The following is a 15,246-nucleotide window of genomic DNA, read 5'->3' as shown; positions in this document are numbered from 1 at the left end:
ATGAAACGGGCCTCCCTTCTCTTTGCCGGCGCGGCCTTGCTGCTGGTGGCCCTGCTGGGCTTCACCGGGGCCGCACCGAAGACTTCCTTCGACGAGGCACGGGCCGCCATTGCCGTGCGGCGGGTGGGCCACGAGCTGCTCCGCGCTGCCGGCGACAGCACTACGCCCCTGCCGCCGGTGACGCAGCCGGCGCCGGCTACTTACCTGCTCACCTTCCCGGGGGCGTTCCGCTTCCGCACCGACTCGCTGGTGGCCGGCATCGACCGGGTGCTGGGCAGCAGCCTGCCGGGCGCCGATTATATCGTCAACGTCCTGGAGCAGCCCTCGCAGGGTGTCGTATTCGGCTACGCGATGCTGCCTTCGGGTCAGCAGTCCATTGTGCCCTGCCTCGGCCGGGTCCAGCCGGAGGGGCCTTACAGCATCTCCATCCAGTTTCGCACGCCGGCTCCCTTCTGGACGGGCAAGCGCCTCCTCGGCGCAGGAGCGGGTGTGCTGGCGCTTTTGCTGCTTGCAACCGGGGTGCGTAGCGTTCGTCGGAAAACAAGCCCGGTTATGGAGGAACCACCAACCACCGATGCGGTGCCAGCCATGCCTTCAGCGCCGGCTTTACCCGGACTTGCCCTGGGTCGCTACTGGTTTCTGCCGGAGCAACAGTGCTTATTGTTTGAAGAAGAACGCATCGCGCTTACCGGAAAGGAAGCCGCCCTCCTGCAGCTGTTCGCCGCCCGCCCCAATGAAGTGATCGACCGCGCGGAGCTGCAAAAGATCTGGGAGGATGAGGGCGTGATCGTAGGGAGGAGTCTGGATGTGTTTGTGTCGCGGTTAAGAAAGAAGCTGGAGCAGGATGCTTCGCTGGCAATTGTGAATGTGCCCAGGAAGGGGTATCGGTTGGAGGTGGTGTAGCTCTTTGCTGAAAGCATCGATACCGGGAATAAATCAATCCGCTGACGCATGACAGTAATGAGCGCTCCGGATGAAGGAACACGAACGGTGCAGGTACATGCCGTGATTTATAATAGTGGCCTTCTCAAGGAAGGTGACACATCCCTCCGGTATGAAGTGCTGATGTTGCCCTTTACCTGATAGCAGGCGGGTATCGTTAATGAAGCGGTGCAGGTGTGCGGGGTTAGCGACGGTGGCGTAAGCGGGCCTGCGTCATCCGCTCACGAAGACCGCCTTCCGACAGGAAATCTTGCTCGAGCTTTGAAAGTTGCCTTCCTAACAAATTAATGGTGATTCGTAGCAGGCAAAGGATAGCATTGGCGCAGATCGCCGGGTCCTCATGCTCAAATGCCCGCTGATAGGTAGCATAGGAAGCACCAGGCGTGCGATTGAGCTCCCGGAAGCGAACAGCAAGGCGGTCATTCTTATCCCAGATGACATGGCCGCGCGTCCGAAGGAAGTCTTCGTAATCAATAGCCAGTTCTTCCAGCGAAGCACGGGCGACATTGGTAAGCTTGATCTCGGTTTCTTTAGAAGTTGCCGATGCCATGCTCCCTTCAGCGATGTTTTGTTTGCCGCTGCGCGCCGCTTGCACCATCTGATCTACGGTGCGGTCGTACTTGCCAAAGAAGCGTCGGGTGAAATGGTAAGTAGCGTCGTAGATGATCTCCGCTTTTTGATAGGTAATCAGGTTGCGGTAGCCCCCGTGCGGAGGGATAAACCCAGGTGTTTTCTCATTAGGCATAAGTTAGCGGTTTGTGGGACCTGTAGGACTCGTGCGACTTCATTAAATGTCGCACGAGTCCTACGGGTCCCAGTAACCCCTAATTTACAACAAAGCACTAATCTAGCCCTTAATCCACTCCACCTTCTGCTCCAGCGGCGCACGCTCCTTCGCCGGGCTGGGAACGGCCACCACACCCACATAAAAGAATCCCATCAGCTTGTCGTCTTCACCAAGGCCGAAGAATTCCTTTGCGCTGCCCTTGTAGGTAACACCACCGGTGGTCCAGTAACCGCCGAGGCCGTAGGCCGTTACGGTGAGGTACATGTTCTGTACGGCGGCGGCCACCGCAGCTATCTCTTCGATCTCGGGGAACTTCTTATTGGGGTCGCGCTTCAGGCAGAGGGCGATCACCGCGGCGGCCTTCAGCGGGTTGGACGCGAGGCCGTCATAGGTAGCCTGCTTGAAGTTGTCGCCGGCTTCGGCCTTGTATAACTCCGACTGAAACTGGGCGAGCTTCTCGCGGCCCGCGCCGGTGAATACCACGAATTTCCAGGGTTGCAGGTTGCCATGGCTCGGCGCCCAGGTGGCATTCTCCACGATCTGGCGGAGGATGTCTTCTTCCACCGTTCCGGCAGGGTCGTATTGCTTCGGAAAGGTGGAGCGGCGGTTGCGGATGAGGGCGTTGATATCGGCGATGGGATAATTCATGGGCGCAAAGATCGGGTACGGCAAGGCCCGGCGCGCAAGCCCGTAACAATCAAGGCATAGAAGACTGCATCGGCCTACGGCCGCCCCGCATCCCCAATGTAATTTTCGGACACGACCATTTTCGTAGATGGAGCCATTGTTCCATTGACGGAAGCCCTGCGCCTTACGGTCCGAATTGGCTAGGAGCGCAGCACCGAACCCTATTGTTTTGCTGAAAATGTATGTTATGAGGAAGATCTACCTGGCCCTGATGCTGAGTGCCGCTTCACTGGCCGCCGCGGCCCAGGGCGGCAAAGGCTCCGTCTCCGTCACGGTTACCAACGAACAGAAGGCACCGCTTGAAAGCGCTACCGTCGAAATATTACGTGCGAAAGATTCCGTCCTTGTGAAGACCGCGCTGAGCGACCGGGGCGGCACGGCGCTGGCCGAAGGCCTGCCCGCCGGCCGCTACCTCCTCCGCGTATCCATGACCGGCCATGAGCCGCGCTACGCGCCGGCCTTCGACGTGAGCGAAGGCGCGGTGCAGCAGCTGCCCGCCCTCAGCCTCGCAGGCCGCCGCAGCAACGAGCTCAAAGGCGTTACCGTAACGGCGCGCAAACCCTTCATCCAGAAACTCAACGACCGCATCGTGGTCAACGTGGAAAACAGCATCGTGTCGGCCGGCTCCACCGCCATGGACGTGCTCGAGCGCGCCCCCGGCGTCACCATCGACAACAACGACGCCGTCTCCCTCCGCGGCCGCGCCGGCGTCATCATCATGATCGACGGCAAGCCTTCGCCCATGACAGGCGCCGACCTCGCCAACTACCTGCGCGGGCTCAACTCCAACGCCATCGAGCGGATCGACATCATCACCAACCCCTCTTCGAAATATGATGCCGCGGGCAACTCGGGCATCATCGACATCCGCCTGAAGAAAGACCAGCGCCTCGGCACCAACGGCACGCTCACCGCGGGCTATGGACGCGGCTACCTGCCAAAGGCCAACGCCGGCGCCACCATCAATCACCGCAACAGGAACATGAACCTCTTCGGGTCGTATAACTACGGTAACCGCGAGTTCCTCAACCACCTGTTCATCAACCGGAACTTCTACAGCGGTCCCACCCTGACCGGCACCGACGACAAGGACAACTATTCCGAATTCAAGGTGCAGTCGCATGCGATCCGTGCCGGCGCCGATTTCTTCCTTTCGAAGAACAGCACCCTCGGCTTCCTGGTCAACAGCAACCTGGCCGGCATCGACCGTCGCGGCGACGTGATCACCAATGTGGGCACCAGCCCCGGCAAGCCCGGCTACTTCTTCAACACCATCGCCACCAACGACGACTACAACCGGAACGTAGTCGGCAACATCAACTTCAAAACGCGGCTCGACAGCGCCGGCTCGGAACTCACTGCCGATGCCGACTTCGGCCAGTACAACTCGGGATCGCTTACCCGCACGGCCTCTTCTTTCTTCAACCTCGACGGGTCGCCGAAAGCCAATCCCGATATTCTCGACGGCGACCAGAAGGGGCGCCTCTCGCTGGCCACCGCCAAGGCCGACTACACGCATCCGCTGGGCAAGGGCGCCCGCTTCGAAGCCGGTGCCAAAACCTCCTACGTGCGTTCTGATAATGACGCGCGCTTTTTCAACGTGGTGGGAGCCGCCAGTTCGGTTGACAGCACGAAGACCAACCGCTTCTACTACGAGGAATACAACAACGCCGCTTATGTGAACGGCAGCAAGGAATGGAGCAAGTGGTCGCTGCAGCTGGGCCTGCGCGGCGAGCTCACCAACGTGCGCACCCTGCAGACCAAAAGCGGCGCGCGCTTCCGTAATGATTACTTCCAGCTGTTTCCCTCGGCATTCCTCAACTACAAGCTGAAAGATGACCAGACCATCGGTCTCTCCGTAAGCCGGCGTATCGACCGACCGGGCTATTCGCAGCTGAACCCCTTCCTGTTCCAGATCGATGCGACCATCTATGCCACCGGCGCGCCGCTGCTGCGCCCGCAACTCACCTGGAGCTACGAGGCGAGCTACACCGTGAAGCAGCTCAACTTCACCCTCGGCTACAGCCACACCACCGCCCCGCAGACCTCGGTGCTCTCACGCATTCTTGACGTCATCCCCGAATTCGAGATCAAGCCGGGACAGGATTCGAATATTACCGTGCAGATCCCGGTGAACCTGGAGTCGAGCGACTATTTCGGGCTGACGGCTACCCTGCCCTGGCGCGTGAAGCCCTGGTGGAACCTGATGGGCAACGTGAACATTTTCTATAATCATTTCAACGGCAACATCGGCGGCGCCGCACTGGCCAACGGAAGCCCCGCGGCCAACCTGCGGGTGAACAACACCTTCACATTCGCGAAGGGCTGGGGCGCCGAACTCAACGGCAGCTATAATTCGGCCGGACGCTATGGCTACTCGTACAATTCCGCGCAGTGGGGCATCGCCGCAGGCGTGCAGAAGAATATCCTGCAAGGCAAAGGCACGATGCGCCTCAACGTCACCGACATCTTCTTCACCAACCTGCCGAAGGCAACCGTTACCTACACGGGCCGTTACGTGGAGAACTGGCATGCCATCCGCGACTCGCGGGTAGCTACACTCAGCTTCACCTACCGCTTCGGCAACAGTAAGGTGCAGGCTGCCCGCAAGCGTACGACGGCCTCTGAAGAGGAGCGCCAGCGTGCGGGCGGGTAAGGCATAACAAACTGATGAACCTATACCCAAAGGCGTCGCTTGCGCGACGCCTTTGGCGTCATTGCGAGCGTAGCGAAGCAAGCTCCCCGACCTTAGGACAGGTTGAAGTCAAAAGACTTTAAGCCGGAACTCTTTTAGTTGCGGACCACCCTGCGTAAGTTAGGAGTTTGCTTCGCTGCGCTCGCAATGACGGGCTGTGCCCGTCTGCTGACGCCTGCTAGCCCAAGCGCAGCAACTGCAAATGCGGCTTCACCAGGTGCAGGTGCGCGCCGTCGCCGAAAAACTCGCGGAGGTGTTTGTAGAAATGGGAATGGTCGTAATAGCCGAAGTCGGCGTAATTGAATTTGCCCGGGTGGGCAGACAGTAGTTCTACGGCATTGCGGATGCGCAGGATCTGGAGGGCCTGCTTGCCGGTCATACCGGTGGTGGCGAGAAAGTAGCGCTGCAGGGTGCGCGGGCTCACGTTGTGCCGGGCGGCCAGGTCGGCGATCGACGCTGCGTACAGCCGCTGCTCGCTGACGGTCTTCAATATGCCGGTCACAAGCGCCACCGGTCTGCGCGCGCCTTCGTGCTGGTCGATCATCCGCTCATAATATTCCGATAAGATGGCCATGCGGCGCGCGAATGTGGGCGCCGCCTTCACGCGCTGCACCAGCTCCCTGTCGATCAGGTAAGACAGGGGATGCACGGCGCCGCGGTATTCGGAAAAGTTGACGTCCTTCTCAAGCACGATCGGCGACACGCGAAACTTGATACCGAAGATGCGGTTGCCGGGCTGGTGGTGGCACACGAGGCATTCCTGCCGCGGCAGGAAGATGTCCTGCTTCACCGGGTAGCGCGTGTCGGCGAGCTGCATTACGAAAGGCGTGCCCAGGTTGAGCATGTAGGTGTAGCCTACATTCGGAAACAGCGCATCGGAAAACCCCTGCGGGTGCGCCTTCCAAAGGGTATCGAAATCGGTTTCCCAGAAGAAGTCGATGAACGCCGCAAGCCGGCGCGCCGGCTTCTGCCGGTGATAGCGCTCTGCGAAATGCGCGCGGTCAAAAAACTCGATGTGCTGCATGGGTTACAGGCGCCGGATCGAGGCGCCAAGCGCGTTGAGCCTTTTGTCGATATTCTGGTAGCCGCGGTCGATCTGCTCGATGTTCTGGATCGTGCTTTTGCCGTCGGCACTCATAGCGGCGATAAGGAGCGACACACCCGCGCGGATATCGGGCGAGGTCATGCTGATGCCACGGAGACGGTGATGGCGGCCAAGCCCGATGACGGTGGCGCGGTGCGGGTCGCAGAGGATGATCCGCGCGCCCATGTCGATCAGCTTGTCTACGAAAAAGAGGCGGCTTTCAAACATCTTCTGGTGCACCAGCAGCGAGCCGCGGGCCTGCGTGGCCACCACCAGGATGATGGAGAGCAGGTCGGGCGTAAGGCCGGGCCAGGGGTGATCGTACATGGTGAGCACACCGCCGTCCATATAGGTTTCGATCTCGTATACGTCCTGCGCCGGGATGTGAATGTCGTCGCCCGTGATACTCAGCTGGATGCCCAGCTGGCGAAAGCGGTCGGGAATCACACCGAGCATGTCGGCACGCACGTCTTTGATGGTGAGCTCGCTTTGCGTCATGGCGGCCAGCCCGATGAAGGAGCCGATCTCGATCATGTCGGGCAGCATCCGGTGCTCGGTGCCGTGAAGCACCTCCACGCCCTGGATGGAAAGCATGTTGGACGCGATGCCCGAGATCTTGGCGCCCATGCTGTTGAGCATGAGGCAAAGCTGCTGGATATAAGGCTCGCAGGCCGCGTTGTAAATGGTGGTGGTGCCTTCGGCCATCACGGCCGCCATGATGATGTTGGCGGTGCCGGTTACCGAGGGCTCATCGAGCAGCATATAAGTACCCTTGAGGCCTTCGGTGGTGAAATAGAAAAAGCCGTCTTCGGGAAAGTAAGTGAATTCCGCGCCCAGCTTTTCGAAGCCGAGGATATGGGTGTCGAGGCGGCGGCGCCCGATCTTGTCGCCGCCCGGCTTCGGGATGAAAGCCTTTTTCCAGCGCGCCAGCATCGGGCCGGCAAACATCACCGAGCCGCGCAGGTGGCCGCTCTTGGTCTTGAACTCCTCGCGGCGCAGGTAGTTGATGTCCACATCGTCGGCCTGGAATTCGCAGGTCTGGCGGTCGATGCGGTTCACCTTCACGCCCATGCCGGCAAGCAGGTCAATCAGGTTATTGACGTCGAGGATATCGGGGATGTTATGGATCGTGACTTTCTCGGAGGTCAGCAGCACGGCGCTGATGATCTGCAGTGCCTCGTTCTTGGCGCCCTGCGGAACGATCTCGCCCTTGAGGCTGAGGCCGCCTTCTACTTCAAATGAAGCCATGTGTGCGTGGGGGTTTATGCGGCAAGATACTCGTGAAACGGCAATCGTGAATGCTGCCGCCTGATTACGAAGAAAGGATGCCAAAGGCATCCTTTCTTCTTTACCGCGGATTGACGATTCACGATTGACGAATCACGTTTAGTACCGCTTCTTGCCGTATTTATTGTTGTTGCGTTTGCCACCACCACTGCCCTGGCCGGGCTGCGACTGCTGGCCGCCACCACCGCCGCGCTTGTAGCGGTTTTGTTTGCCGTAGCGCCCTTGGGGCTGGTTTTCGCGGTCCTGCGAGGGACGGTATTGCTTCACGTAACCCGAGTTGCTGAATTCGAGCTGGCCCTTGGTGAGGTTCGCCAGCTCCTGCTGGATGGCGTCGTCGTGCACCGCGTCTTTGTGCCAGGTGTTGTACGCCAGCTTCATGTAATAAGCGATGGCATTGGCGAAGCCCTGGCGTTTCGCGGGTTCTTCTTCCTTCAGCGCTTTGTCGATCACCAGCTCGAGGTTTTTGCCGAGGTGGTAGTAGCGCGGGTTGCGGCGGGGGTAAGGGATCGGGTCGGGCCTGGCGGCCATCTCCTCGCGCGTCGGCTTCGGGTAGGGTGAGTCGACGTCGAGCTTGAAATCGGTGATGAAGAAAAGGTGGTCCCACAGCTTCTGGCGGTAGTCCTCGATCGTTTTCAGGTGCGGGTTGAGGAAGCCCATGAGCTCCACGATATAGTTTGCCTGCCGCTGCCGGTGGGCGCGGTCTTCAATGGTAAGCAGGTGTTCGACCATCTTCTGGATATGACGGCCATATTCACGTATAATAAGGGCAGGTCTGCCGGTATTGTATTCCATGTAGTAAAATGAAAGTAAGTGTAAAGAATTTGCTGTCTGTAGTTCGAAGTCTGCAGCCGGAGCCGGTTGCGTCGCTAAGGAGGGGAACTACCGCGGGGAACAAATGTAATGTTCAATATGCAATTTTCAATGCCTAAGGTTCAGGTTGCACCAATCGGAGCAGGGAACGCTGCGTATGAAAACTGAAAATCTGCGTAATCAGAGCAAATCGGGTAGTGGTTGGCATCACCTGAAATCAGACATCCGACATCGGCGATCGTAAAATAAAAAAGAAAGGGGCCCCGAACCAAGGCCCCTTTTACAAGCCACCATCCTCTTCCACCTAAGAGGCTCTTTATTACAAGGTTTGTAAGATTAAGGGTGAAGCACCAAAACTTCTGGGAGGGTTAAAACAAGGACCGGGCCAATTTCATTTTTAACGTAAAAGCGTACCTCGAAGTCTTTAAACTGGACAATAAATGGGGAAATTCCGGTACAAACGGGGAAATAACGGGGCAGCACTTTGTTGCCGCATCCCGCGTAACAGGCTGATTTTTAATGCAGTTTTAATCCGCTTGGATAGTTTTGGCAAAGCCCGACGGGTCATTTTTCCAGCACAAACGCAACAAGAGACCGCTCCAATAGCCAATACTTTGTTCGCCTGGGCGGGTGGCTCAGCGTTGAAGGCCACCTTCCCGGCTGACGCATCGCACCCGTGATTCCCGATCTTTGCCGTCCCATGAACATCGCCGTCAATACCCGCCTGCTGCTTAAAGATTACCTCGAAGGGATCGGGTATTTTATCCAGGAAGTGTTCCGGCGGCTGGCGGCGGCCCACCCCGAACACCACTTCTTTTTCCTGTTTGACCGCCCTTACGACGAAAGCTTTGTATTCGGCCCCAACGTCACGCCCATCGTGGTGTCGCCCCAGGCCCGCCACCCCTTGCTCTGGCGTATTTGGTTCGATGTACAGGTGCCGCTGGTGCTGCGCCGCATCAAGGCCGATGTTTTTGTGTCGCCCGACGGCTACGCATCGCTCACCACGCGGGTGCCGCAGTGCCTGATCGTGCACGACCTGGGCTTCCTGCACCAGCCCGAGGCTTATAAAAAGATTCATCTCGGGTACCTGCGCCGGCAGCTGCCGCTGTTTGTACGCCGTGCAAAGCATATCGGCACCGTTTCGGAGTTTTCAAAAAAAGATATCCAGCAGCACTACCGGGTGCCCGACAGCAAGCTCACCGTTGTGTACAGCGCCGTCAAGGAAGGCTTTCGCCCGCTGGAATGGGAAGAACGCGCCGCGGTGAAGGAAAAGTATACCGGCGGACAGGAATACTTTATCTATGCCGGCGCCCTGCAGCCGCGCAAAAACCTGGTGAACCTGCTCAAAGGGTTTTCGATCTTTAAAAAGCGTCAGAAAAGCAGCTGGAAGCTCGTGCTCGCCGGGCGCCTCGCCTGGAAGAACGACGAGTTCCTGAAGCTGCTGGAAACCTATAAATACCGCGACGACGTGGTGCTTACCGGCTATATCGACGAAGCCGAGCTGAAACGCCTCATGGCTTCCGCGTATGCGCTCGTCTATCCCTCCTTCTTCGAAGGCTTCGGTGTTCCGGTGCTCGAGGCAATGCAGTCGGGTATTCCGGCGCTGACCTCGGAAAACACGTCAATGGCCGAGATCTGCGGCGATGCCGCGCTCTATTTCAATCCGAAAGAGCCCGCCTCCATCGCGGGCGAGCTGATGCACATTTATAAAGATGAGGACGGCCGGAAGCTGCTGGTTCAAAAAGGCTTTGAGCGGGCCGCGCAGTTTAGCTGGGAGCGAACGGCCGACCTGGTGTGGAGCTGCATCGAAAAAGCACTCGCGAAGCCCAAGTGACCGGGGTTCATTACCCCGGAAGACTGAAGTCGCCACCACGGTTTTTTTCTCGCAGAGGAGGCAGAGCGTTTCGCAGCGGGCACAGAGGCTTGTTCTACAACTACAGTTTTGGGAGACAGTTTTACTGGTCGGGTAATGTCCGGTGATTCAGGTCAATGAGTTACGAGAGTTTGCCTGCCTGCGGCAGGACTCCAATAATTAACGCGCAACGGCACAGAATCAGCATCGGGCATTGATGCCTTTACCCAAAAGAGCACACCGGGTGCCCCCGGGCGCCCGGCCCCGCTTAGCGCGCCTTCCGGATCTACGAACTATAAAATCTCACCACTTCAAAAAGCAGCAGAGTGATTGCTCCCAGGTCCACCTCCCTAAAAAAATTCTTCGCGTAAAAACTCACCGCCGTCAGGCAGATCCGACATCAGCGATCCGAGATCCGAGATTCCATCAGGCTTTATCCTTGCATACTGCTTCCTTCATGGAGAAAAAGCCTTTCGACCTCAAGACAATGCTTGCCCGCATCGAAAAGGCCATCGCGTCCTATCCCAAAGCGGCCATGTTCGAATTGCACGGGCGCGGCTACACCACGGTGTTCGAGCAACTGCTTTCCTGCCTCATCTCCATCCGCACGCTCGACGAGACGACCATCCCGCTTTCCGAAAAGCTGTTTGCCGTGGCCCGCACACCGAAAGCGCTGCTACGGCTCTCGCATGGCGAGCTTGCCGACCTTCTGTACGGAACCCAGTTCCCGGGACAAAAAGCGGCAACGATGCTCGAGATCGCGCGTATTGCCGAAGAAGAATATGGCGGTAAGCTGCCGGCCGACTTCGAAAACCTCACGGCCCTGAAAGGTGTCGGGCCCAAGTGCGCCAACCTGGCCATCGGCGTGGCCACGGGCAGTGCGGGCATCTCGGTGGATGTCCACGTACACCGCGTTGTCAACCGCTGGGGCTACGTGGACACGCGCACCCCGGAAAAAACCATGGCGGCACTGGAAACAGTGGTGCCGCAAAAACGCTGGGTCGACATCAACCGCCTGCTGATGCCCTTCGGCAAGCATATCTGCAAGGCAATACCGCTTTGCGCTACCTGCCCGGTGCTGGAATATTGCCGGCAGGTGGGGGTAACGAAACACAAATGAAAAGGGTCCTGAGTTTCCAGGGTTTTGAGGTTGGTTAAACCCCGGAACCATAGAACCTCAGAACCCCAGAACCATAGAACTTCAGAACCTTTTACTTTATCGGCTCGTAGTCTTTAAACAGGTTCACCTTCGTGGCTTCGTATTGCTGGCGGTATTGCTTCCACAGCGTTGCGTAGAAGCGGTTGACACGCTCCACCGCGGAGTCGATCAGCTTGCCGGCGTTGGCTACGAGCTGGCGCTCCTGCTCGCCGGGCGCGAGGCTTTTGCTCATGATATAGCCCTGTGCCAGCTGGATGCCGCTGAGCACATTGATATCGTCTTCGCGCGAAAGTCCCTGCTTCTCTACCTTCTTTCCGCCGATGAACTCGCGCAGCACCTTGATGCTGTCCTGCATCCGCGTGGTGGTTTTGCGCAGCGAGTCGTAAGGCTTGCCTTCCAGGCCGCGCAACTCTCCGGAGATCTTGGTGAGCGCCTCTTCCGATTCGGTAAGGCGGTCCATCGCTTCGGTGAGGCGATCCGTAGTTTTACGGAGCTGCTCCAGCAACGCGCGCTGCGCCTCTGTTACCGAGGCCGGCTTGTTCAGGCGCGGGTCGTCTTTCAGCGTCACCATCGTGGAATCGCTATCCTTGCCCAGCGTCAGCACCACCTTGTAAGTGCCGGGCAGCGCCTGCAGGCCGGGAATTTCCGGAGCGCCGGGCCGCGGCTTTGGCGAGCCGGGCGATCGGTAGCCGCGCTCCTCCATGCCCCAGGTGCGGCGGTTGAAACCGGTGTCGGCCTTCCACTTCATGTTGCGTATGAGCTCTTTTCGGTCGTTGTAAATCCGGACCGTAAGCGAATCGGGCACCTTCACCGAAGTGTCGCGCGACGCGTTGATCCAGTAGGAAATAGTAGCCCCGCGCGGACGGTTGGGTGCATCGTACAGCCCATAGGTGCTCCACTCGTAGCCGTTGGCGGCGCGGTACTGCGCCTGGATGGCCTCGGGTGCGCCGTAAGCCATGAGACGCTTCGCGGGTGCCCCGCCGGCGGCGGCCAGCTGGCGCAGCGGGCGGATATCATCGAGCACCCACAGCGATCGGCCAAAGGTGGCGATCACAAGATCAGCCTCGCGCTCCTGGATGGCAAGATCATACGTAGAAACGCTTGGGTAGCCATTCTTCCATTGTTCAAAGGTGGCGCCGTTGTCGAGCGACACCCACAGGCCACCTTCCGTGCCTACGAAAATGAGGTTGGGCTGGGTCGGGTCCTGGAGGATGCAAAGCGCATAGCCATGCACTTTCTTTTCATCCACAAGGCGCGTCCAGGTTTTTCCATAATCGGTGGTGCGGAAGACATAGGGCCGGAAGTCGCCGCGACGGTAGTCGTTGGTGACCACGAAAGCCTCTCCCGCGTTGTAGCGCGAGGCGCGGATCTGCGGCACCCAGGCACCCACGGGCATACCGGGGATCTTGCCACGGAAGTTGGTCCAGGTCTTTCCGCCGTCACGCGTCAGCTGCACGTTGCCATCGTCGGTACCCACCCACACCACGCCGCGGTCGAGGCGCGAAGGCTCGATGGCAAGGATGGTATTATAGTTCTCGGCGCCGGTTACATCAAGCGTCAGACCGCCGTTCTCGTCCTGCTTTTGCTGCTCGGCATTATTGGTGGTGAGGTCGGGCGAGATGGTGCTCCACGAAGCGCCCTTATCGGTGCTCTTGTGCACGAACTGCGATCCGAAATAGATCGTTTTCGGATCAAACGGATCCTGTGCAATGGCGGCGTTCCAGTTGAAGCGGAATTTCTGTCCGAGCTGCGTTGCCGGCGGGCGGAGAAACCAGCGCTCACCGGTTTTCCAGTTGATGCGGTTGAGGTAGCCCTGCTGGCTTTCGCTGTACACCCAATCAGAATTTTCCGGGTCGGGCATGACGTCGAAGCCATCGCCGCCGCCTACGTTATTCCAGTAATAATTGCGGATGCCGCCGTTGGTCCAGGTATAGGCCGGGCCATGCCAGGAGCCATTGTCCTGCAGGCCGCCCATCACATTGTAAGGCTGCTCGTTGTCGACGTTGATATGATAGAACTGGCCGATCGGCAGGCCTTCGGGGAAGGTCCAGCTGCGGCCGCGGTCGCGGGTGATGCCCATGCCGCCGTCGTTGCCATCGAGGATGAAGTTGGGGTCGGTGGGCGAGATCCACCAGGCGTGGTGGTCGGGGTGGATGCCGGCATAAGGCAGCAGTGTGCGGAAGGAGCGGCCGCCATCTTCGCTCACTTCCACGATGTCGTGCACGGAGTAAATCCGGTTCTCATTTTTCGTATCGACGCGGATATCCTGGAAATAAAAAGGTCGGTTCGTTACGATGCGCGGCTCGGCGGTGACGAGCTCCCATTTCAATCCGCCGTCATCACTTTTATAGAGACCGTTCTTTTCAGCTTCGATAAGTGCGTATACGCGGCTCGGCTGGCTCATGGAGAAAGCGATGCCACAGCGTCCGAGGTTGCCACCCGGGATACCGTCTTCCTTGCCCAGCTTTTTCCAGTTGCGCCCTCCGTCGAGGGTAATGTAAAGGCCGGAGCCCGGCCCGCCGCTTTTGAACGACCAGGGCGTGCGGCGGTGCTGCCACATGTTGACGATGATCTTGTTGGGATTGGACGGATCCATCACCATATCGCCAACGCCGGAGGTGTCGTTGGTGTAGAGGATCTGCTGCCAGGTGAGGCCACCGTCGGAGGTCTTGTACACGCCGCGCTCCTTGTGCTCTGCATAAGGGTTACCGATAACGCCGGCATACACCACGTCGGGGTCGGTGGGGTCGATGAGGATGCGGTGGATGTTGCGTGTTTTCTCCAGCCCCATACGCTTCCAGGTGCGGCCGCCGTCGAGGGTTTTGTAGATGCCCTCTCCGATGTTGATGGAGTTGCGGGGGTTGCCTTCGCCGGTGCCCGCCCATACGATGTTGGGGTTAGACTGCTGGATGGCGACGGAACCGATGTTGAGGGTGGGCTGCTCGTCGAACACGGGTGTCCAGGAGCCGCCGGCATTGGTGGTCTTCCACACACCGCCCGAGGCGGCACCGATATACCATACGTTCTGGTCGGCGTTGACCACATCGATACTGGTCACGCGGCCGCTCATCGAGGAAGGTCCGAAGTTGCGGGGCTTCCAGTTCTTGAATTGGTCGAGGCGGGCCTTCTGCGCGCCCGCGGAGGCGCACAGCAGCAGCCCGGCCAGGGCAGGGAAAATTCTCATGGCAAAGAGTTAGAGGCTAAACATAGTAAGAAAACGGCGGAGTTGATGGGAGAATGGATGAGGGGTCCGGGACGAAGGGTGAGTAGAGGTAAGATTACATGAATACATGAGTACATGATTACATGAGGGCAGAAGGAAAACTGGCTATCTCGGATCTCAGGATCCCGGATCTAAATCAAATCAGAGATCGGAGAGGTAGTGCTCAGTTAAGTGTGTCATTTATTTATTCAGCCTGTCTGCGTACTTCAAAGTTAGCTCTGTACGGACGGTTGTCCATCCGAACATGGTGCCTTGCCACCTGGTGTTAGCATTTATGGTGGCCAGGTAGATTTGCTTGACGATAGCATCTTCGGAAGAGAACGCGCCTTTTGTCTTGGTGACTTTGCGCACCATGCGGTGGTAGCTCTCAATGGGATTGGTGGTATAGATGATTTTTCTGATAGCAGGCGAGTAGTTGAAGAACGTGCGGAGCCGCTCCCAATTGGTTCGCCAGCTCTTGAAGATGACGCTGTATTTGCTACCCCACTTCTTCTCGGCTTCCTCCAGGTAATGCAGGCCCATGGCTGCATTGACGGCCTTATAGATCTGCTTCAGATCGCGCACAAAAGGCTTCAGGTCCTTCCAGTTCATATACTTCATCGAGTTGCGCATCTGGTGCACCAGGCACAACTGCACTTCGGTCTGAGGGAATAAGTCTTCGACGGCCTCCGCAAAACCCTTGAGGTTGTCGATGCAGGCAATCAGGATGTCCTGGACACC

At 58.5% G+C, this 15,246-nt stretch carries 11 protein-coding genes; 4 read left to right on the top strand and 7 right to left on the bottom strand.

Annotated elements, in window-relative coordinates; translation table 11 throughout:
* Entirely contained in the window at positions 1-903 is a 903-nt protein-coding gene (locus EPD60_RS12095) for a helix-turn-helix domain-containing protein (RefSeq protein WP_131449734.1), read from the top strand.
* Between the two features lie 223 nt (positions 904-1,126).
* On the opposite strand, the gene EPD60_RS12090 is transcribed toward EPD60_RS12095, so the two are convergent.
* Both EPD60_RS12090 and EPD60_RS12085 read right to left on the bottom strand, forming a co-directional pair.
* Positions 1,127-1,687: a four helix bundle suffix domain-containing protein gene (locus EPD60_RS12090; protein ID WP_131449733.1), complete on the bottom strand. Its 561-nt coding sequence runs from the start codon at positions 1,685-1,687 to the stop codon at positions 1,127-1,129.
* A gap of 102 nt (positions 1,688-1,789) precedes the next feature.
* Positions 1,790-2,377, bottom strand: coding sequence for a nitroreductase family protein (locus tag EPD60_RS12085; protein WP_131449732.1), 588 nt, complete (start codon positions 2,375-2,377; stop codon positions 1,790-1,792).
* A gap of 226 nt (positions 2,378-2,603) precedes the next feature.
* Here EPD60_RS12085 and EPD60_RS12080 point away from each other — a divergent pair, with 226 nt between their 5' ends.
* On the top strand, positions 2,604-5,072 hold the full coding sequence (locus EPD60_RS12080) for a TonB-dependent receptor (RefSeq protein ID WP_165871528.1): 2,469 nt from the start codon (positions 2,604-2,606) through the stop codon (positions 5,070-5,072).
* Positions 5,073-5,289: 217 nt separating this feature from the next.
* Here the strand turns inward: EPD60_RS12080 and EPD60_RS12075 are convergent, their stop codons facing one another.
* From EPD60_RS12075 to EPD60_RS12065, 3 genes are all read right to left on the bottom strand, one after another.
* Positions 5,290-6,135 (bottom strand): helix-turn-helix domain-containing protein, encoded by an 846-nt coding sequence (locus EPD60_RS12075; protein WP_131449730.1) that lies wholly within the window; start codon positions 6,133-6,135, stop codon positions 5,290-5,292.
* 3 nt (positions 6,136-6,138) lie between these two features.
* A complete protein-coding gene (gene murA / locus EPD60_RS12070) occupies positions 6,139-7,443 on the bottom strand; it encodes a UDP-N-acetylglucosamine 1-carboxyvinyltransferase (RefSeq protein WP_131449729.1) in 1,305 nt (434 codons plus the stop codon).
* A gap of 138 nt (positions 7,444-7,581) precedes the next feature.
* Positions 7,582-8,274 (bottom strand): DUF4290 domain-containing protein, encoded by a 693-nt coding sequence (locus tag EPD60_RS12065; RefSeq protein ID WP_131449728.1) that lies wholly within the window; start codon positions 8,272-8,274, stop codon positions 7,582-7,584.
* A gap of 718 nt (positions 8,275-8,992) precedes the next feature.
* Between EPD60_RS12065 and EPD60_RS12060 the strand changes: the two genes are divergently transcribed.
* Together EPD60_RS12060 and EPD60_RS12055 are read left to right on the top strand one after the other, a co-directional pair.
* Positions 8,993-10,126: a glycosyltransferase family 4 protein gene (locus EPD60_RS12060; RefSeq protein ID WP_131449727.1), complete on the top strand. Its 1,134-nt coding sequence runs from the start codon at positions 8,993-8,995 to the stop codon at positions 10,124-10,126.
* A 475-nt stretch (positions 10,127-10,601) separates the two neighbouring features.
* Complete coding sequence (locus EPD60_RS12055) at positions 10,602-11,264, top strand: endonuclease III domain-containing protein (RefSeq protein ID WP_131449726.1); 663 nt, start codon at positions 10,602-10,604, stop codon at positions 11,262-11,264.
* Between the two features lie 91 nt (positions 11,265-11,355).
* Here the strand turns inward: EPD60_RS12055 and EPD60_RS12050 are convergent, their stop codons facing one another.
* Together EPD60_RS12050 and EPD60_RS12045 are read right to left on the bottom strand one after the other, a co-directional pair.
* Entirely contained in the window at positions 11,356-14,487 is a 3,132-nt protein-coding gene (locus EPD60_RS12050; protein WP_131449725.1) for a WD40/YVTN/BNR-like repeat-containing protein, read from the bottom strand.
* A gap of 219 nt (positions 14,488-14,706) precedes the next feature.
* Positions 14,707-15,246 (bottom strand): IS256 family transposase (locus EPD60_RS12045; RefSeq protein ID WP_131449724.1); only part of this gene is annotated, 540 nt, incomplete at its 5' end.

It is taken from the genome of Flaviaestuariibacter flavus (genome assembly GCF_004337505.1).
GTDB classification, from domain to species: domain Bacteria; phylum Bacteroidota; class Bacteroidia; order Chitinophagales; family Chitinophagaceae; genus Flavisolibacter; species Flavisolibacter flavus.
This window is presented reverse-complemented; position numbering and strand designations above follow the sequence as displayed.

Coding starts and splice junctions, on each gene's coding strand:
- EPD60_RS12095 (WP_131449734.1), top strand. CDS start 1: ATGAAACGGGCCTCCCTTCTCTTTGCCGGCGCGGCCTTGCTGCTGGTG.
- EPD60_RS12090 (WP_131449733.1), bottom strand. CDS start 1,687: ATGCCTAATGAGAAAACACCTGGGTTTATCCCTCCGCACGGGGGCTAC.
- EPD60_RS12085 (WP_131449732.1), bottom strand. CDS start 2,377: ATGAATTATCCCATCGCCGATATCAACGCCCTCATCCGCAACCGCCGC.
- EPD60_RS12080 (WP_165871528.1), top strand. CDS start 2,604: ATGAGGAAGATCTACCTGGCCCTGATGCTGAGTGCCGCTTCACTGGCC.
- EPD60_RS12075 (WP_131449730.1), bottom strand. CDS start 6,135: ATGCAGCACATCGAGTTTTTTGACCGCGCGCATTTCGCAGAGCGCTAT.
- murA (WP_131449729.1), bottom strand. CDS start 7,443: ATGGCTTCATTTGAAGTAGAAGGCGGCCTCAGCCTCAAGGGCGAGATC.
- EPD60_RS12065 (WP_131449728.1), bottom strand. CDS start 8,274: ATGGAATACAATACCGGCAGACCTGCCCTTATTATACGTGAATATGGC.
- EPD60_RS12060 (WP_131449727.1), top strand. CDS start 8,993: ATGAACATCGCCGTCAATACCCGCCTGCTGCTTAAAGATTACCTCGAA.
- EPD60_RS12055 (WP_131449726.1), top strand. CDS start 10,602: ATGGAGAAAAAGCCTTTCGACCTCAAGACAATGCTTGCCCGCATCGAA.
- EPD60_RS12050 (WP_131449725.1), bottom strand. CDS start 14,487: ATGAGAATTTTCCCTGCCCTGGCCGGGCTGCTGCTGTGCGCCTCCGCG.